General features: G+C 55.1%; 13 protein-coding genes. 4 read left to right on the forward strand and 9 right to left on the reverse strand.

The window, feature by feature from the left end; all coding sequences use genetic code 11:
* Nucleotides 1-60: 60 nt before the first annotated feature.
* The 4 genes from cydC to RIN67_RS09240 all read right to left on the reverse strand — a co-directional run bounded on the left by cydC (nucleotide 61) and on the right by RIN67_RS09240 (nucleotide 5,459).
* A complete protein-coding gene (cydC, locus tag RIN67_RS09225) occupies nucleotides 61-1,806 on the reverse strand; it encodes a thiol reductant ABC exporter subunit CydC (RefSeq protein WP_264999331.1) in 1,746 nt (581 codons plus the stop codon).
* The gene (gene cydD / locus RIN67_RS09230) at nucleotides 1,803-3,539 is read right to left on the reverse strand and encodes a thiol reductant ABC exporter subunit CydD (RefSeq protein WP_313825910.1); all 1,737 of its coding nucleotides are present in this window, start codon (nucleotides 3,537-3,539) and stop codon (nucleotides 1,803-1,805) included. Before cydD ends, cydC begins: the two co-directional genes overlap by 4 nt.
* 174 nt (nucleotides 3,540-3,713) lie before the next feature.
* A complete protein-coding gene (gene cysK / locus RIN67_RS09235) occupies nucleotides 3,714-4,631 on the reverse strand; it encodes a cysteine synthase A (RefSeq protein ID WP_024747774.1) in 918 nt (305 codons plus the stop codon).
* Between the two features lie 21 nt (nucleotides 4,632-4,652).
* Nucleotides 4,653-5,459 (reverse strand): homoserine O-acetyltransferase/O-succinyltransferase family protein, encoded by an 807-nt coding sequence (locus RIN67_RS09240; RefSeq protein ID WP_313825909.1) that lies wholly within the window; start codon nucleotides 5,457-5,459, stop codon nucleotides 4,653-4,655.
* A 546-nt stretch (nucleotides 5,460-6,005) separates the two neighbouring features.
* Between RIN67_RS09240 and RIN67_RS09245 the strand changes: the two genes are divergently transcribed.
* Both RIN67_RS09245 and RIN67_RS09250 read left to right on the forward strand, forming a co-directional pair.
* Nucleotides 6,006-7,151: an ImmA/IrrE family metallo-endopeptidase gene (locus RIN67_RS09245; protein ID WP_264999334.1), complete on the forward strand. Its 1,146-nt coding sequence runs from the start codon at nucleotides 6,006-6,008 to the stop codon at nucleotides 7,149-7,151.
* Nucleotides 7,152-7,155: 4 nt separating this feature from the next.
* Entirely contained in the window at nucleotides 7,156-7,656 is a 501-nt protein-coding gene (locus RIN67_RS09250; protein WP_264999335.1) for a DUF4411 family protein, read from the forward strand.
* Between the two features lie 147 nt (nucleotides 7,657-7,803).
* Here the strand turns inward: RIN67_RS09250 and cydB are convergent, their stop codons facing one another.
* Together cydB and RIN67_RS09260 are read right to left on the reverse strand one after the other, a co-directional pair.
* Entirely contained in the window at nucleotides 7,804-8,814 is a 1,011-nt protein-coding gene (gene cydB, locus RIN67_RS09255; RefSeq protein ID WP_264999336.1) for a cytochrome d ubiquinol oxidase subunit II, read from the reverse strand.
* A complete protein-coding gene (locus RIN67_RS09260; protein WP_264999337.1) occupies nucleotides 8,807-10,258 on the reverse strand; it encodes a cytochrome ubiquinol oxidase subunit I in 1,452 nt (483 codons plus the stop codon). The genes cydB and RIN67_RS09260 overlap by 8 nt, the downstream gene beginning before the upstream one ends.
* Before the next feature lie 751 nt (nucleotides 10,259-11,009).
* On the opposite strand from RIN67_RS09260, the gene RIN67_RS09265 reads away from it, so the two are divergent.
* Nucleotides 11,010-11,957, forward strand: coding sequence for an NAD(P)-dependent oxidoreductase (locus RIN67_RS09265; RefSeq protein ID WP_264999338.1), 948 nt, complete (start codon nucleotides 11,010-11,012; stop codon nucleotides 11,955-11,957).
* A 221-nt stretch (nucleotides 11,958-12,178) separates the two neighbouring features.
* Nucleotides 12,179-12,493, forward strand: a complete 315-nt coding sequence (locus RIN67_RS09270) for a hypothetical protein (protein ID WP_024747769.1) — start codon at nucleotides 12,179-12,181, stop codon at nucleotides 12,491-12,493.
* A 527-nt stretch (nucleotides 12,494-13,020) separates the two neighbouring features.
* Here RIN67_RS09270 and RIN67_RS09275 read toward each other — a convergent pair.
* From RIN67_RS09275 to RIN67_RS09285, 3 genes are all read right to left on the reverse strand, one after another.
* Nucleotides 13,021-14,970 carry a glycoside-pentoside-hexuronide (GPH):cation symporter gene (locus RIN67_RS09275; RefSeq protein ID WP_264999339.1) on the reverse strand — a complete coding sequence of 650 codons (1,950 nt, stop codon included), beginning with the start codon at nucleotides 14,968-14,970 and terminating at the stop codon, nucleotides 13,021-13,023.
* 389 nt (nucleotides 14,971-15,359) lie between these two features.
* Nucleotides 15,360-17,573, reverse strand: coding sequence for an alpha-galactosidase (locus tag RIN67_RS09280; RefSeq protein ID WP_264999340.1), 2,214 nt, complete (start codon nucleotides 17,571-17,573; stop codon nucleotides 15,360-15,362).
* Nucleotides 17,557-18,183, reverse strand: coding sequence for a sugar O-acetyltransferase (locus tag RIN67_RS09285; RefSeq protein ID WP_264999341.1), 627 nt, complete (start codon nucleotides 18,181-18,183; stop codon nucleotides 17,557-17,559). The genes RIN67_RS09280 and RIN67_RS09285 overlap by 17 nt, the downstream gene beginning before the upstream one ends.
* Nucleotides 18,184-18,266: the final 83 nt, after the last annotated feature.

Genomic DNA, 18,266 nt, shown 5'->3' on the forward strand with positions numbered 1-18,266 from the left:
GGTATCATTCAAGAACATAAGAAAAAAAGCCTGGGCGTTTGATCCCAGACTCCTCCCAATTTATTTCGTGGTTTCACCCCGGTCCAGGTCGTACAGGGCGCGGAACCGGGCGTTATCCCGGTACAGCTCCTGTGGCGTTCCCTGCATGTCGAAGTGGCCGTGTTCGATGAAGCGCACCTGGTTGACGTGTTCGATGCCCGCCAGGTGGTGGGTCACCCAGATAATGGTCTTGTCGTGCAAAACGTCAAAGACCGTATCCAGCAAGTGTTTTTCAGTAATCGGGTCCAGACTCACGGTCGGCTCATCCAAGATGATGATTGGTGCGTCCTGCAAAAGGATTCGGGCCAGCGACAACCGCTGCCGTTCACCCCCGGAGAAGCGGCTCCCGGCCTCTTGGACCTGGGTGTTGTACCCGTCCGGCAAGTTGCCAATCAACTGGTCCAGCTCCACGGCTTTGATGGCCGCGTGGACCTGCTCATCGGTCGCGTTCAAATTCCCCAGCCGCACGTTGTTCATCACCGTGGTGTTGAACAAGTATGGTTGTTGGTCCAAGACCCCGAAGAGCTGGGCCCGCTGATCCTGCAACTGCGCGACCGGCACGCCATTTAACGTGACCTGCCCGTTCGTGGGGGCTTCATCCCCCAAAATCAGCTTCAACAGGGTACTCTTCCCGGTCCCACTGGGGCCCAACAGCGCCAGCTTCTCACCCGGCTTGACCGTCAGCGAGAGGTCTTGGATCACCTGGCGTTGCGCGCCCGGATAGGTGAACTGCACCTGGTCCACGGCCAGCGTGGCCGGCAGGTCGATGGTCCGTTGCGCGGCCTTCACCGGTTCGTGTTCGTCCAGCCGGTTGACCCGGTCGATGGAATCCCGGTAGACCGGCCACTCACTGACCCCCTGGCTCATGTCCGCGAAGGGCTCGATGGTCGGGAACAGGGCCAACCCGAAGGCCGCGACCCAGTTACTCTCCGCCTGGTTATGGGTGAAAGTCACCCCGGCCCACCAGACCAGCAAGATGACGGCCGCCCCGAAGACCACTTGGATGGCCAAGTTCCGCCACCACTGGAAGTAGTGGTCGCCCCGGCGCAAGGCTGCGATATCATCGATGGGCTGGTCTTGGCGTTGCAAGAAGTCCTGGCGCCGACCGGAAATCAACCAGTCGCCCAGTCCCAAGACGGCATCCGTCAATTGGGTGTAGAAGCGCCGTTGAATCTGCCGGGCCTGGAACTCCCGCCGGCCGTTGACCGCCACCGATAACAGCGGCATCACTACTACGATGACCCCCAGTAACAGCAGCATCAACAGGCCGAACGCCCAGTTGAAGTAGCCAATGCCGATCACGATGAACAGGTACAGCAGCCAGCCGATCACTAACGGAAAGACCGTCCGCAGGTAGAGGTTCTCGATGTGGTCGATGTCCTCGGCCAGGATGCTCAAGACATCCCCCGTCTGATGGGTCTGGCGAATCGCCACCGCCTGTTTCTCCACGGACTGGTATAACCGCTTGCGAAAGTCCGAGACGATGCGCAGGACCCAATTATGGCTGGTCAGGCGTTCCGCGTACCGGAAGGCTGGCCGCCCGATTCCGAACGCCCGGGCTAAGACGATGGGGACGTAGATCATTAAGATGTTAAACGGGTGGGTCGCCGCACGGCTGATCAGGTAGCCGGAGTTGAACATCAACGCCCCGCCACAGAAGAAGGTCATGAAGCCCAAGAAGAGCACCAGTGTCAATAAGCCCCGGTACTTCTTGAGATATGGCATGACCCAGTGGTCGTGTTCAAACGTTTTGAAAAATCCTTTCATACTTCTGGCGCCTCCCCTGCCATTTCAGACCGCAACCGCACGTACGCGCCGTTTTTGGCCTGAAGTTCTGCTGGTGTCCCCTGTTCCACGAGTCGCCCGTGGTCCAGGACCAGGATATAGTCCATCTCGTTCATCCAGTGCAACCGGTGAGTCGCGAAGAAGACCAGGTGGTGGTCGAAGACCGGCAACATGGCCTGCTTCAACTCGATTTCGGTCTCGATGTCCAGGTGCGCGGTAGGTTCGTCAAAGAGCAAGATCCGCCGAGAATCGTCCAGAAAGGCCCGGGCCAACGCGATTCGTTGGGCCTGCCCACCGGAGACGCCCCGGGCACCTTCCCCAATCTGGGTGGCTAAGCCGTCGGGCAACGTCGCAATCCAGTCGCTCAAGCCCGCACGGTCGGCCGCTTGCCGGACGGCTTCGTCAGTGGCGTCCGGCGTGTAGAAGGCCAGGTTGTCCCGCAGGCTGGCGTGGAATAAGTATGGGGCTTGGGGAATGTATACGAAGCTGCGTTGCCAAGCCTGTTGGTCTAAGTGCGGTGCTTGAGTGCCCCGGACCGTGATCTGCCCATCTTGGGGGCTCAAGAACCCACTTAAGGTGTTGATCAGCGTCGATTTCCCGGAACCCGAGGCCCCGATGATGCCGACCTTTTGGAAACCTTTGACCTGAAAATTAATATCCTGCAACGTGGCGTGGTCCGCATCGTACCCCACGTTGACGTGCTGGATGCTCAGCCCATCGGCCGGCGTCCAGACCGGGTCGCTAGGCGCTAAGAGCTTGCGGTCCGTCGGGGTCGGCCGACTCAAGATGTCCAGCACCGCCGTCAGGGCGTTCTTCCCGTTCAGTGTGGCGTGGTAGTCGTTAGCGAAGTTTCGAATCGGTGCAAAGTAGTCCGGTGCCAGCGTCAAGATAATCAGCGCAGGCAAGAGCTGAATCGTGTTGTCCATCAAGCCGAACCCTAAGAAGACCGCGATGATGGCGATCGACAGGGTGGTGAAGAAGTCCAGCGCGAAGGTCGAGGTCATGGCGATGGTCAACGTGGCCATGGTCTTCTTGCGGTAGTCCTCACTGACCTCGTAGACGTTACCAGCATAGGTCTCATTTAATCCCAATTGCTTTAGCGTCGGCAACCCCCGCAAGGTGTCGACGAAGTGGTTCGACAGCCGCTGGTACCCCGCGTACTGCCGGTCGGCCTTGGCTTGTGCGGCCAGACCCAAGATCACCATGAACAGGATGATCAGCGGGTAGATCACCAGCAAGAACAGGGCTTCCTTCCACTGAATCGTGGCAATGTATAGCAGGACCAGCCAAGGCGTGATCGACAGGTCCAAGACCTTGCCGACAATCATCATCAGGTAGGTCTGAATCTTGTCGATACCTTCCAACCCCATGGTGACCACGTTCCCGGTCCCTTGTTGGGCCACCACGCTGGGCCCCAAGTCGAAGAGCTTAGCCATGAACCGCTTACGCAACTGCTTGGTGGTGGTCTCCACGAACGGGTAGGTCACCCAGTTCTTGGCCAGCGTCACCAGATGGCGGCCCAAGAAGACCACCCCGAACAACGCCAGCGGCACCACGATAGTCCCAATCGGCTGCATCTTCCAGAGGTGGACGATGGCCACCGACAGGTACTTGGCCTGCAGGATCACCAGGACCGCCTGGACCAGCGTCAGGAGACCCAACCACAGGGTCAGGCGCCGGACACCCGGAAATTTAAACACACGTTGATCAATCACATGAATCCCCCCAGTTAAACTGCTTATGCCTTTAATGATACTGCTTTCATTCTGAAGTTGCGACTTTTCACACCCCGCAATTCAGCCCCCGCCTAACCGTCTTAGCCGGTACTGCCACGCAAAAAGACCAGCCCCCCGCGTTAGCGATAGGCTGGTCCGAATTCTGATTTTTAGTTAAAAGTCAAACAGGTCCGTGGACAGGTAACGTTCCCCGTTATCCGGCGCGACCGTGACTACGGTCTTGCCCGCGCCCAATTGCTTGGCGATTTCGATGGCGCCGAAGATGTTGGCACCGGCCGAAATCCCAGGGAGGAAGCCCTCTTCGCGGCTAACCCGCCGCGCCATGTCGATGGCTTGGTCACTGGTAACTTCGACGATGTCGTTGTACAGCTTGGTATCCAAGACCTTAGGCACGAACCCGGCAGAGATTCCTTGAATCTTGTGCTTGCCGCCATGGCCTTCCTTCAGCAGTGGTGACTCAGCGGCTTCCAAGGCGTAGATCAACGTCTGGGGATCCGCCGCCCGTAAGGCCCGACCCACACCGGTCAGGGTCCCACCAGTGCCGACCCCGGCGATAAAGGCGTCCGGTGCTTGGCCGTCTAAGGCCTTTAGAATCTCCTCACCCGTGGTCTTTTCCTGGGCCGCGGGGTTAGCAGCGTTATCGAACTGCATGGGCAGGAAGTAACCGTGGGCCTTAGCCAGTTCTTGGGCCTTCTTGATGGCCCCAGGCATCCCGTCGGCGCCCGGCGTCAAAATCAGTTCCGTCCCGTACCCCTGAATCAGGGCCCGGCGTTCCTTACTCATGGTCTCGGGCATGGTGATGATCAGGTGGTAACCCTTGGCCGCCGCCACTAACGCCAACCCAATCCCGGTGTTACCACTGGTGGGTTCCACGATGGTCCCCCCCGGCTTCAACTGACCGGAAGCCTCAGCGGCGTTGATCATGCCTAGAGCGATACGGTCCTTGATGGAGCCGCCCGGGTTGAAGAACTCCAGCTTGACTAAGACGTCGGCCGCCCCCTCGGGGACCACCCGCTTCAGCTTGAGTAGAGGGGTATTGCCAATTAACTCTGTAATCGAATTTGCAACCAATCTAAAAACTCCTTTCATTTTTCAAACCTGGACTGCCCGCCACTGGGCAACCTGAGCCAACCAATTGGTAAAGAACCGGTGTTGACTGGTCTGCCACGCAAATGGTGGCACCGCCATGGTGGTGGGCTCGAAGTCGTTTTCCGCCGGATGATAGGTCCGCTCGGGGTGCGCGAGGAGCTCGCGGTGGTACTCGTGGACCAGCGCCCAGCGGTCATACTCCAAATGGGCAAACATGAAGGTCTGCCGCTGGTGGCCGTTCTCCACCAAAAACAGGTCTCCCGCCGTGGTCACGGCATCCACCCGCAGGTCCGGGGTCGCGGCCAGCTGGTCGGTGTCCATCTCGGCGTAACGGGCATGCGGTGCCACAAAACCAGGCGTCAGTCCCGCTAGCAGCGGCGTCTCCTGCAGAATCTGGTGCGGGTAAACGCCGAACAGCTTGTGGGGCAACCGGTGCTTGGTGATCCCGTAGAAGTGATTCAACGCAGCCATCGCGCCCCAGCACAGGTACAGTTGGGGAATCTGGTGGCTCGCTAACGTCGCCATGAGGTCCCGGAGCTCCTGAATGTAGGTAATCTGGGAAAACGGAATCGTCTCGATAGGCGCCCCGGTCACGATGAACCCGTCTAATTGGGCCACCGCCGACAAGTCTAGCGGCTGCATCAGGCGGGCCACTGAACCCGGGACCGGCCGCCCCGCGTAGTGTTGCCGGGGATAGTACTCGTGAATGACCACGGGCTGTTCCGGCGTACTCAAGACCCGGTGGAACCGCTGACTGGTGGCCTCCTTGTCGTGCATGATATTCAGAATCCCGATGTGTAAGGCTTGCATACTGCGGTCACCCTCCTTCTCCGACCAACCATTTCATCAGGCTAATATTAGTATACTGCCTTAGAGTTACTGTAAGGCAACCTATTTACTTACTAAACTTTAGTGTTATGTTTCTATTTAACCACAAAATAACCCGCGATGCTGGTCTTGGGCTTGTGACTTTCTTCATTCAGGTTTTATCAGCGCCTTACCGGACGGCCAGACAAGGCTGGAACGCCGTGGGCACCACTTCGAGCCACAGGGCGGTCTCGAAGCTGGACCTTATTCTAAGCTGGCTGAGGAACGCCAACTAAGAATAATTTCACGGCTGAGCCTTGTCTGGCCGTCCTCTCGGCTTACAGTCGGATGAATATAACGACAGTTGGCCGTTTCAAAAACGCCTTCAAAAACATGAAGGTATGATTGGACGATGATATGCAAGGCAGTCTAATGTAGGTTCCAAAAACCAAGAATAAGGTCTTCCAAAATTGATTAACACCTAACAATTAGTTAAGGCCTCCTCACAGAATATGATAGAATGAAGTTGATTATCAGGAGGTGATTTTCATGACGCAAAGTCCTCGAGTTCCCGTCAATCCTAAAATTTTAGATTGGGCTATTGAACATGGCGAAAAGAGTCGTTCGGAGTTAGCTCAAAAGTACCCAGTGGATGCATGGCGTAATTCCGACAGTCATGACAATCCCACGTTTAAACAGCTCCAACGATTTAGCCAAGACACCCATATTCCCTTTAACTACTTCTTTGGGACAGAAGTTCCCCGCGAAGAGAATACCTTCGTTAAATTCAGAACAGTCAACAATGCCTCAGTTCAGCCAAGCCGACGTCTAATCGACACCATCCACATGATGGAATCTAGACAAGCTTGGATGAAAGATGATCTGTTGAACCAAAATGAACATCATCGCTTTGGTCTTTTACATCAAGTTAACCTCAAGATGAGTCCAACCACCGTAGCAACTACCGTCTTAAATCTGCTAACCCTGTCCGAATCACTAGGAACTTCAATGACCGATGAAGACTTTTTCACACTACTACGGACTAAAATTAGCGCCTTAGGCATCATGGTCATGCAAAATGGTATTGTGGGTACTAATACTCACCGTCCCCTTGATGTGACCGAGTTTCGGGCTTTTGTGCTGATTGATCCGGTCGTCCCCCTCATCTTTATTAATAGCGCTGATAGTAAGAAAGCTAAGATTTTTTCACTACTCCATGAATTCATCCACGTGTTATTGGGGCAAAGCGAAGTGCTTAACGTTGCTCCAGATACGGCTCTTCAAAATGAGCGGTGGATCAATCGGGTGACCATCAATGTCTTAATGCCGCCGACTGCTGTAAAAGCTAGTTTGGCGCCGAAACAACCTGCCTCGGCTAATCTCAAATTTCTCTCCCGGCGATTCCATACCAGCCTTGTCGCCACAGCTATCCAGCTAAAGTCAATGCACCTCTATGACGATCGACTCATCGACTGGGCTGAGAAGGAACAGGCTACTGGTCTAAAAAGAAAACCCAAATCAACTGGCGGTGACTTTTACAACACTGCCCTTTCACGAGTAGACCGCCGCTTCGCTAACGCTGTCATCAATCATGAAGCAAGCGGTCAACTGGCAATCACTTCAGCTGCTTCCATGCTAGGTGTCTCGCTAAAAACTTACGATGCCACAGTAGACCGAATTTTAGGATTGGCGTGAGAATATGGACTATTTATTGGACTCAAACTCATTAATTGACGCGCATAAGAAATGGTACCGGCCTGAGGTCTTTAAATCCGTTTGGACCTTTCTGGCAACTGCACCCAATGTGAAAATGACAACCTTTGTCTACGATGAAATCCAATATCCTCAGCAACTTGTCAATTGGACTCATCAAACCTTCAAAACTCAACAGATTCAACCTGACGATGCGACCATCCAAGTCTATCGCGAAATCATGAACTGGATTTCCGTATCGCAGCGTTGGAATCCTGCAGGAATTGCCCAGTGGCAATCTCCCTACAAGGCTGATCCTTGGCTGATTGCTACAGCTCAAATTCATCATCAATCTATTGTGACAATGGACGGAAACGGACACGTGACAATGCCTAGCATTGGTGTTTTTTCTGGTAAGGAGCCTAAGATTGCCGCCGTTGCGCATCAGTTTGGTGTCACCACCATACCGCTCTATGAACTGCTATCCCAACTACACTTATCGTTATAGTCATGACCAGAGACAAGCCAACCTGCTTGTCTCTTTTTTAATGGCGCTGAACTGACAATTGCACAGCCCCTAAACATCTCCCAACCCAAAAAGAACCGCCCCAACCTACCTGGTCAGAACGGTTCTCAGAAGTTTTCAATTTACATGTTAAGCACTCTGCTTGGGTGACGCCAACCGCTTGTAGAAGACCCAGTAACTCCAGATGAAGTAGACCAGGACAATCGGCAAGATGGAGAAGGTCAGAATGGTCATCAGATGCAGCGTGTACGGCGAATTCGACGAGTTCTTAATCAACAGGCTGTACGCCGGATTATTGGCGACCATGACCCGCGGGAACAACCCGTTGAAGATCAAGACGACCACGCTAATCAACGACAAACCACTGCCCACGAAGGATAACCACTCGTGGTTACCCAGGACACCCCAGTAGGCCAACGCGGTGACCACGACCAGGAAGGCCACGATAACCGTGGTGCTCAGTGGCTTCTTCTGGAAGAAGTCGGTGTAGACGAACAGCAGGATGGCGAAGACCACTTCCCCGGCGAACAGAACCGGGTAGAGAATCTTGTTCCAAGCCCGGGCCCGGTCACGCAGGCCGCCTTCGGTCTTCAACCGGATGAAGTTCAAGCCGTGGACCAAACATAAGACGGTCACGGCAACCCCACCTACGATGGAGAACAGGTTAACGTAGTCCGTGAAGTGCGCGGTCATATCACCATTTTGGTCAATCGGCATCCCCTTGATCATGGCCGTGAACAGCATCCCGAAGAGGAACGCCGCACAACCACTTCCAATGGTACCGGCCCATTCCCAGAAGGTCTTCCAGGTCTGCGTCCGCATGTTCGCCCGGAACTCGAAGGACACGCCCCGGAAAATCAGCGCGGCCAGAATCAGGAACAAGACCAGGTAGAACCCAGAGAACAACGTGGCATACCACATCGGGAACGAAGCAAACATCGCCCCGCCGGCCGTGATCAGCCAGACTTCGTTGCCGTCCCAGTGCGGGCCAATCGTCCGAATCACGACGTCCCGTTCCGCATCATTACGGGCGAAGCTCTTGATCAGCATGCCGACCCCGAAGTCGAACCCTTCGAGGAAGAAGAAACCACTGAACAGGACGCCAATAAGGATAAACCAGAGTAATTGTAAGTTAGTCATGGTTGAACGCCCCCTTCGAGTAAGGATCAATGTCAGTGTCACTGGCCGCATAGCCGTCGGTATTGTCCGCGTCCGGTCCGGCCTTTAGAGTCCGGTGACTCAGGACAATCATGACGACTCCCATGCCGGCAAACATCAGGAAGTAGATAATGTTTGAGGTCAGCAGCGAAGCCACGGAAACGTTTGGCGATACCGCGTCCGCGATGGTCAACAGGCCGTAAACCACCCACGGGTACCGACCGAATTCCGTGATGAACCAACCACAGGTGTTCACGATAAATGGTAGCCACAGGCAGATCCCCATGATGTACAGGAACCAGCGCTGCTTCATAATGGCTTGCGACTTCTTACGGTTCATAATCAGTCCAACCACGGCAAGCAAGGCAAATAACGCGGCGGCACCGGACATGATCCGGAAGCTCCAGAATAAGGTGTTGGTTGGCACGTAGTAGTTGATGTCTTTACCGAATTTCTTATCGTACTTGGCGTGCAACTCTTTATTGGCCTGGTTCATCCCAGTCACGGTCCCGGTCAATTTATGGTAACTCAATAAGTTCAAAACATACGGAACATCCACGGACCAGGTGGTCTTGTGCGCCTTGGTATCGAAGCCCGCAATGGCCGTCCATTCACCTTTTTCCGTCGAGTTCTTGTAGAGCCCTTCCATGGCCCCGACCTTCATCGGCTGGTTATTCAGTAGGTAACGCATCTGCGTGTCCCCACTGGCAATGGAGCCTAACGAGAAGATCAAGCCGATGACCAAGGCCACCTGCAGGGACTTCCGGTAGAACGTGACGTGGTCCTTCTTCAGCAACCGCCAAGCGGAGCAACCCGCGATGACAAAGGCAGCGGTTACAAATGCCCCGAAAATAACGTGGGGGAATTCGTTCCAAAGTTGGGGGTTCCCCACGATGGCACCGAAGTCGACCATCTGTACGTGGCCGGTCTGCTTGTTAATGATGTAGCCCAATGGGTTCTGCATGAAACTATTCGCGGCCAAAATCCATAGTGCTGATAGAGAAGACCCAAACATAACTAACCAAATAAATAACGTGTGGACCCACTTATTGAAGCGGTCCCAAGTAAACATCCACATGCCGATGAACGTGGATTCCATGAAGAACGCGGCTAACGCTTCGATGGCTAACGGCGCCCCGAAGATGTCCCCCATGAACCGTGAGTATTCCGACCAGTTCATCCCAAATTGGAATTCTTGGATGATCCCGGTCACGACCCCTACGGCGAAGCTATACAGGAAAATCTTGCCCCAGAACTGGGCCATCTTCTTGTAGTCTTCGTCGCCTTTAACGGCGTACATCGTTTCCATGACGGCAACGACAAAGGCCAACCCGATGGAAAACGGAACAAAGAAGAAATGGAAAACGGTCGTCATCCCGAATTGGAATCGTGCTAAGCCTAGAATATCTAGACCAACATTAAGCATTGTTCTAACCTCCCCAAACGTTATGTGTATGAATAAATAATTGCTAGCTTATCCTCATTATATCGAGTGATAAGCCAATATTCAATGATTCACCTTGATGTTTTGCGCAAAAGCTTCTTTTTCTGTCTATTTTTTTAGCATTAAGGCAACTCAACTAAGTAACATATTCGCAGAAGTGTGCTACTAGGCTTCTGTGGTGGGGGGCATCCGCCTTACCGGGCGGCCAGACAGGGCTGGAACGCCGTGGGCACCACTTCGAGCCACAGAGCGGTCTCGAAGCTGGGCCTTATTCTAAGCCGGCTGAGGAACGCCAACTAAGAATAATTTCACGGCTGAGCCCTGTCTGGCCACCCTCTCGGCTCACACTGGTGATGAAATTGACTAACCGTTTGAAATGACTTTCCCACTACCGTTAGGCCCCAACAGCCGATAGGGCCCAGCCGGTGACATTAGCGTTAGGCCAGAGGGTTTCTGGCCTTAGGCTAATGCCGAGCTTTGAGATTCGCGGGTTTAGCGAAGCTCAAAGTCGTGCCCACTGGCGTCACGGCCCTGCCAATCGGCTGTTGGGGCCGTCTGCATCCGTCAGTTGTCCCCCTTTACTCCGGTCCGGTAAGGCGTATGGGTAAGCGGATGCACCATCCCCCGTTTGCTGAGCGGTTAAACCTGATTTTCCCCACTAAATGGTACGGTAAATGGCGGGAGACGTGCTACACTAGGGACAGTCAATTTTACCCTCAAGGAGGTCTTTTTCATGACGGAACGTATCTTATTACTTTATCCCCTGACCCCGGACCAGCGGCATCGCTTGGACGCGCTGGACGCAGAGTTCTACACGCCCGACACCTACCAGGACGCCACCGGGCCCATCACCAGCATCTTCGGCTGGAGCGCACTGGGTGATCAGGTCTTAAAGGACCCCCGCAACCAGGTCCACTGGATTCAGACCTTTAGTGCCGGTATCGACTACCTGCCGCTCGACTGGTTGGCCGAACACCAAGTGGCCCTGACCAACGCCAGTGGCGTCTACTCTCCGGCCATCGCCGAATCCACCATCGGGTACCTGCTCTACTTCCTGCGGGGCTTCGACGGGGCCGTTCAAAACCAAGCCGGCCACTTCTGGCAACAACCGAACCGTAACGACCTGCATAGCCTGTCCGAACAACGAGTGGTCATCTACGGGACCGGGAGCATCGGTCAGGCCATCGCGAAGCTCCTCCGCGGTTTTGGCAACGCACCTTACGGGGTCAACCGTACGGGGCACCCCGTCGACGGCTTCCAGCAGACCGTCAGCCTGGATCACGACGCCGAACTCTTAAAGGACGCCGACATCGTGATCAACAACATGCCGGCGACCGACGCGACCATCCACTACTTCAACGCCGCCTTCTTCCAACAGTTGACCGGCTTACGGGTCTTCGTCAACGTCGGCCGGGGCAGTTCCGTGAACACCACTGCGTTGATGCAGGCCTTAGACAAACGGGAAGTTCTAAACGCCGCTTTAGACGTCTTCGAGACCGAACCCCTTCCTCGTGAATCCAAGCTCTGGGACTACGCTAACGTCTTAATCACGCCGCACCAGACTGGATTCTCCGTGGCCAACAACCGGCCCATCTTCGAACTCTTCTACCAGAACCTCACCAGCTACCTCGCCGATGGCCACTTGGCCGTGAACCAAGTCGACCCTCAACGCGGGTATTAAGTCTAAGAGTGGGACAAAAGGCGATTAGCCAGTGAGCATTAACGTTATTAGCAAGAACAAAGGAGGTCTGGGAATTTTGTCCCAGGCCTTTTTTAGGTCACCTGGTAAAGTTAGTTGTCTCCAAATAATTAAGGATTGTAAGCTAGCCATGAATTCTAAATTGGCCGCCTCGCCTTACCCCCTTACTCGTGCTAGGCTAAAACTACAAGGGGGAGATAACAATGAGACACAAAACTATCGTGATGGGGACCACGTTTAGTCAACCAACGTTTAAGAAGCGGGCAATGACGATTATTTCACCGTTTATCAATGAGCCGTTCGTTCAACAACTGGTCTGTGTGAACTACGATCCACAACGCCGTGATCCGGCCGATTGTTCCGTCGTACTCTACTCCAAATCTCACCAATTCCTGGCTTTGAAGGATTGTTCCGGCGAGGAAGCTCACCAGCCGCAGAACATCCTCCAACTCTCCGACGCCGACGAGGTCTTCCACACCGACGTAGACGCGGATTCCATTTTCCTGCATCAATTCTAGAACTTGTTTTGAGGTTAAATTGCAAATGAATTCGGTCCCGGTAACCGCTAGAGCCGTGACGCCTGTGGGCACGATTTCAAGCTTCGCCCAACCCGCGAATCTTGAAACTCGGCCTTGGCCTAGGCTGAGAAAACCACTCAGCCAACGCCAATTTCACTGGCTGAGCTCTAGCGGCCACCGGGACCTTACGTTAGTGCTCAACTAACCTGTATTGATGACCATTACTGTGTAAGCCGTGAGGGTGGCCAGACAGGGCTCAGCCGTGAAATTATTCTTAGTTGGCGTTCCTCAGCCGACTTAGAATAAGGCCCAGCTTTGAGACCGCCCTGTGGCTCGAAGTGGTGCCCACGGCGTTCCAGCTCTGTCTGACCGCCCGGTAAGGCGAGTAAAACCACAATAGTTGCTTAAAAGTGCCAATTTCTTTCATTTAACAAAGCCAGGCCCGCAAACTCACGTGTTTGCGGGCCTTTTATCATAGCTAAAAAACACCGGAGAAACGGATTGTCTCTCCAGTGCTTAACCGTTAACTATTCAGTTTTTAACGTCAAATCTAAGATTGGGTCGCCTTGGTGGACCTCACCGGTCGTCTTCGCTGGTTTGAATGGTGCCAAGTCGCCGTGGTTGGTGACCACCACCATCACGGTATCGTCCAGGCCCGCCTTGTGAATGGCTGGGGCCCAGAACTCAATCAACTTCTGTCCGGCCGTGACGTGCTCGCCCTCTGTCACGTATTGGACGAACCCGGTCCCCTGCATGGTGACTGTGTCGACCCCAATATGGATCAGTAACAAGACCCCGTTATCCGACCGTAACCCAATCGCGTGGCGGGTCGGAAAGGTCGCCTCGACCACTCCGTCGAACGGCGCACAGACCTCACCGTCACTAGGCTTAATGGCGAACCCTTCGCCCATCTTCCCCGAAGCGAAGCTCTGTTCCGCCACTTGCTGTAAGGAGACCAGTTCCCCACTCACGGGAACCTGAACCGTCGTGGTACCGGCAAGTTCTTGTTGGATATCCTCGGGATTCTGGTTAGTGTCCAGGTGTTCGTGCCAAGTCTTTTCCAACTCGTCCACGATTTGGGCGTGCTGCTTTTCATCCAGCGTAACCTTCTTGAAGAAGATGAAGGTCCCTGCCAGGACCAGCAGCGTCGGTAACCCGAACATGAAGAGCTTGAAGACCAATTGGCCGTGACCGGTAATATCGCCGGCCGTTGCCCCCGTGGTCATTCCAGCTAGAACTGCGGCGATTCCCACGATCCCGTTGGAAATCGCGCCCCCTAATTTATCCAGCAATGGCCGGACGGACAGGGTCAGGGATTCGTCCCGGTGCCCGAACTTCAATTGCCCGTATTCCACGGAGTCACTCAGAATCATCAAGACTACCAAGAAAATCAGCGGTTGTGGAATGAAGAACAGGACCGCAGAGAACAAGACCATCGGCAGGGAGTCCCCGGCGACCGTGAAGCAAGCCAGCGAGACTAGCATGATGGCAATCGAGAGGAAGAAGACTTTCCGCCGACTGAACTTCCGCGCTAGGGGTGGGAAGGCCAAGACGGAGAAGACCCCGATCACGGCGTTTAACGTCGCCAACAGACTGAATTGCCCGGGTTTCCCCAGAATATAAGTAAAGTAGTAGAATTCCATGGCGTTGGTGATGGCGATCCCGGACGTGTAGAGTCCGTAGGTCAGCGACAGCCACATCAGCTGGTCATTACGGCCCAAGACCTTGAAGACCCCGCGCACCGTGGTCTTTTCGGTGTTCTTCCGCAACTCGGAATCATTTTCCTTAGTCCCCAGCCCCACCACGATGGCGGAGATCCAGGAGAGCAGTGCGATGATTAGCCCAAAGGCGAACCACCCGCGCGTATCCCCTTGACCGTGGTTGGCGTTCACGGAGAAGAAGACCACGATAGGCGTGACTACGACCCCCACGATGTTGGCCCCGATGGTCGAACCGACCCGGGCGTAAGTCGCGGTCTTTTCCCGTTCGACCGAGTCAAACGAAATCGCCGGAATCATGGACCAGAACCCCACGTCCTTGAAGGAGTAGAAGATGTCCATGGTGATGTACAGAATCGCAAACAGAATTAAGTACAGAATCGGGTTCTTGGTGTTCAAGCCCCCCATGTTGGTGAACAGGATGGCTAAAACCACGGACCCAATCGTCCCCCCGGCAATGATCCAGGGCTTGAAGTGGCCCCACTTCGACCGGGTGTTGTCGATGGCGTTCCCAATCAGCGGATCAATGGCTAATTCCACGAACCGCAGGACGAAGATGATCGCCGTGATAGCCGCAATCATCTTACTTTGCGCCCCATCCGTCTTATCGAACAGGTGCGCCGTGACAAACATAATAAAGTACGTGGACAACGTTGAATAAAAGGCATCGTGTCCAAACGCCCCAAATGAATAGGATAACCGGGAAACTAACTGCCGGGACTTGCTCTCTGCGGCTTCCGGTTGCTGTTGATTGACCATGTTACTCGCCTCACCATTCTATTCGACCGCATTGCGCAGCCGAATCATCTTATTGATTTTATTGTGTAACTGATACTGCATGGTACATCCGCCTTACCGGGCGTCCAGACAGGGTTGGAACGCCGCAGGCACCACTTCGAGCCACAGAGCGGTCTCGAAGCTGGGCCTTATTCTAAGTCGGCTGAGCCCTGTCTGGGCACCCTCACGGCTCACGAAAACGCTCAGCTGATGCCTAACGACCTGGGAAGGCAAACCCAAGTATTAAACCTGATAAGATCACCATTTTCAATACAGGTCTGCCGCTCCAGGAATCACTAGAATCAGGCTCACTGGTCATCCGCTGGCTAACCAACTGTTCTAGTCCGGTAAGGCGCTGACCTCCGCCAATGCTAAACCGCTTCGACGATGAACAACTGGGCGCTGAAGTCGCTGGAATATCCCTTGGCCGGCTTCACGGACGGCACGAAGTACCCTGCCGCCATCAGCTCGGTCCCAGAGAAGTGTTCTGCCCCGCCGTTGACCCTGTACTGCCGTTTAGGATCCAGCCCCTGGAAGAACTGGCGCTGGTACGGCGCGTTAGGGTGATTCAACAATTGGTACCGCCCGAAGATGCCTTGAGACTGGTCGGGCGCCACCACGCCCCAGCTGGTCAGGTTGCCATCACCGGCAAACGGACTGTCGATCCGGTAGAATTTACCGAACTGGAAGAGCCGCCGGTACTGGTGGTAAAAGGCCACCTGTTCCTTGATCTGCTGCAACTCGTCCGGCGTCATCTGGGTGATGTCTAACTCGTAACCCAGGTCCCCGAAGAAGGCGACCGCACCCCGGGTAGTCAGTGACGTGATTCGCCCGTTCTGCTCGTTCGGCACCGCGGAGACGTGGGCGCCCATCATGGCTTGCGGGTACCCGTACGACGTGCCGTACTGGATCTTCAAACGCTCCACGGCATCCGTATCGTCGCTGGTCCAAGCTTGGGGAGCGTAGTACATCATCCCCAAGTCGAACCGTCCGCCCCCGGACGCGCAGGACTCGAACAAAACGTCCGGGTAAGCCTGCGTCAACCGGTCATACAGATCGTAGACCCCCAGGATATAACGGTGCGCTAACTCCAGTTGGCTGGTCGCTTCCAGCTGATGGCTGAAGGCTTCGGTGATGTTCCGATTCATGTCCCACTTGATGTAATCTAGGTGGGTCTCATCGATGATTTGACTGATCCGTTGTGCCAGATAGTCGACCACGTCTTTACGGGACATGTCCAAGACGAACTGGTGCCGGCTAGGTGTCAGCTCAGCATGCGGGTCGCCAATCAGCCAATCCGGATGGGCCCGGTAGAGGTCGCTGTCCTTGGAGACCATTTCCGGTTCAAACCACAGTCCCAGCTGCATATCTAGCGCGTGGACCTGGTCACAGAAGTGCGGCAAGCCCTGCGGGAACTTAGGCTGATTGGTGACCCAATCGCCTAGCGACGTGGTGTCGTCGTTACGGTGGCCGAACCAGCCGTCATCCAAGACGAACATGTCGATTCCCAGGTCGTGGGCCTGCCGGACGATGGTCATGAGTTTGGCTTCATCGAAATCAAAGTAAGTGGCTTCCCAGTTATTGATTAAGACCGGACGCTCCTGGTTGGCAAACTTCGAATTTACCAAGTGGTGCTGGTAGAAGTCCCCCATTTGCTGGGACAACTGGTTGAGTCCCGCCGACGTATAGCTCAAGATGGCTTCCGGCGTCTGGAAGGTGCTCTCTGGTCCCAGGTTCCAGGCGAACTCGGTCGGGTTGATCCCGATTAAGACTCGGCTGGTGGCGAACTGGTTGACCTCAACGCTATCGTTGAAGTTCCCCGAGTACACCAGGTTCAGGCCATAGGCGCTCCCCTGGGTCTCGGTGGTCTCCGGTCGGGCCAGCATCATGAACGGGTTCTCCTGGGCACTCGAGGCGCCGCGGAGACTGGCGATGCTCTGACTGCCCGGCCGCAGTCGGTTGCGGTACAGGTGCCGTTCCCGGGCCCAATCGCCGGCGAACTGGAGGAAATCGTACCGGTCATCCGGCAGATCCAGCTGGGCGCTGTAAGCGGTGTTCAGGGTGACCGCCGTGGCCGTCGGGTTTTCGAAAGTCGCACTGCGGACGATCACGTCCTGGTGCGGGAAGACCGCGTAGTTTAGGTGTTGTAAGACCCCCGTCAACCGGTCCTTCAAGGTGATGGTCAACGTCTGTGCATCATCTTGGGTGTCGTCGAAGGTCGATGGCAACTTGGGCAACCGCTGCTTGCCCGCCGTCAGCTGATAGTCTTGGTAGACGAATTCGGAAATCCGACTACCATTGGGCTGCGTCAGCTGAAAGGCCGGGTAGCGGTAATCTCCCTTCCCAAAGCTCGCGTACTCGGTCTTGACCAGTTCCGGTTGAAAGTCCGGCAGGTCGTCATGCCAAGTCGGGGTCCCGCCCCGCTCCTCGCGCGCGGTGAGGTTGGGATAGGCGTCTTTGACGGGAATCCGGTCGCCGTAGTAGACCTGTCCTAAGGTCTGGTTAGGCAGTATTTCAACGATATAGCTGGTGTGGTCGGTCTGGAGATGAAAGACCGTGGCCGCTGGATTAATGGTGATCGACATGGTGACGTTCCTCCTGACTTGGAATCTCTAAATCAATGGTTTCCTGTTGATAATAGGTGCGCCGGTCGCGATCATCGATGGGCCGCTGCACGGTGGCGGGGGTCCCATAAGCGACCACGTTGGCCGGCAGGTCCTTAGTGACCAGGCTGCCGGCGCCCACCACGGTATTCTCGCCAATGGTGACGCCGGGCAAGACCGTAACGTTGGCCCCCAACCAGACATTTTCGCCTAAATGAATCGGGCGATTATACTGGTAGGCGCGCCGGCGCAGCTGGGGCTCGACCGGGTGACCCGCCGTGGCTAACGTCACGTTGGGCCCCAACATGGTGTGGTCGCCGATGAAGATATCACCGTCGTCGACCAGCGTTAAATGAAAGTTGGCGTAGACCCCCGCCCCCAGATGGACGTGGTGGCCACCCCAGTTGGCATAAAATGGTTGTTCTAAGTAACAGTCCGGCCCCACCGTTGCGAGGTGTGCTTGGAGCCACCGACTCCGACCGGCGATATCGGTAAAGGGTAACTGGTTATACTCGGCCAGAGCCGCCTGGTAGCGGGTCTGTTCGGCCATCAGACTGGCCTCGCTGGGGTCGTAGAGCTGACCGGCTAACATCCGCTGGCGGTTCTCCGCCGGGGTGATGTCGGTTAAGTGTCGTAACGTGATAAGTCAACATCTCCTCGATTAATTATGTATGA

The sequence above is a fragment of the Levilactobacillus namurensis genome, assembly GCF_032197885.1.
GTDB classification, from domain to species: domain Bacteria; phylum Bacillota; class Bacilli; order Lactobacillales; family Lactobacillaceae; genus Levilactobacillus; species Levilactobacillus namurensis_A.

Coding starts and splice junctions, on each gene's coding strand:
- RIN67_RS09265 (WP_264999338.1), top strand. CDS start 11,010: ATGACGGAACGTATCTTATTACTTTATCCCCTGACCCCGGACCAGCGG.
- cydB (WP_264999336.1), bottom strand. CDS start 8,814: ATGACTAACTTACAATTACTCTGGTTTATCCTTATTGGCGTCCTGTTC.
- RIN67_RS09250 (WP_264999335.1), top strand. CDS start 7,156: ATGGACTATTTATTGGACTCAAACTCATTAATTGACGCGCATAAGAAA.
- RIN67_RS09280 (WP_264999340.1), bottom strand. CDS start 17,573: ATGTCGATCACCATTAATCCAGCGGCCACGGTCTTTCATCTCCAGACC.
- RIN67_RS09240 (WP_313825909.1), bottom strand. CDS start 5,459: ATGCAAGCCTTACACATCGGGATTCTGAATATCATGCACGACAAGGAG.
- RIN67_RS09245 (WP_264999334.1), top strand. CDS start 6,006: ATGACGCAAAGTCCTCGAGTTCCCGTCAATCCTAAAATTTTAGATTGG.
- RIN67_RS09270 (WP_024747769.1), top strand. CDS start 12,179: ATGAGACACAAAACTATCGTGATGGGGACCACGTTTAGTCAACCAACG.
- RIN67_RS09260 (WP_264999337.1), bottom strand. CDS start 10,258: ATGCTTAATGTTGGTCTAGATATTCTAGGCTTAGCACGATTCCAATTC.
- RIN67_RS09285 (WP_264999341.1), bottom strand. CDS start 18,183: ATGTTAGCCGGTCAGCTCTACGACCCCAGCGAGGCCAGTCTGATGGCC.
- cydC (WP_264999331.1), bottom strand. CDS start 1,806: ATGAAAGGATTTTTCAAAACGTTTGAACACGACCACTGGGTCATGCCA.
- RIN67_RS09275 (WP_264999339.1), bottom strand. CDS start 14,970: ATGGTCAATCAACAGCAACCGGAAGCCGCAGAGAGCAAGTCCCGGCAG.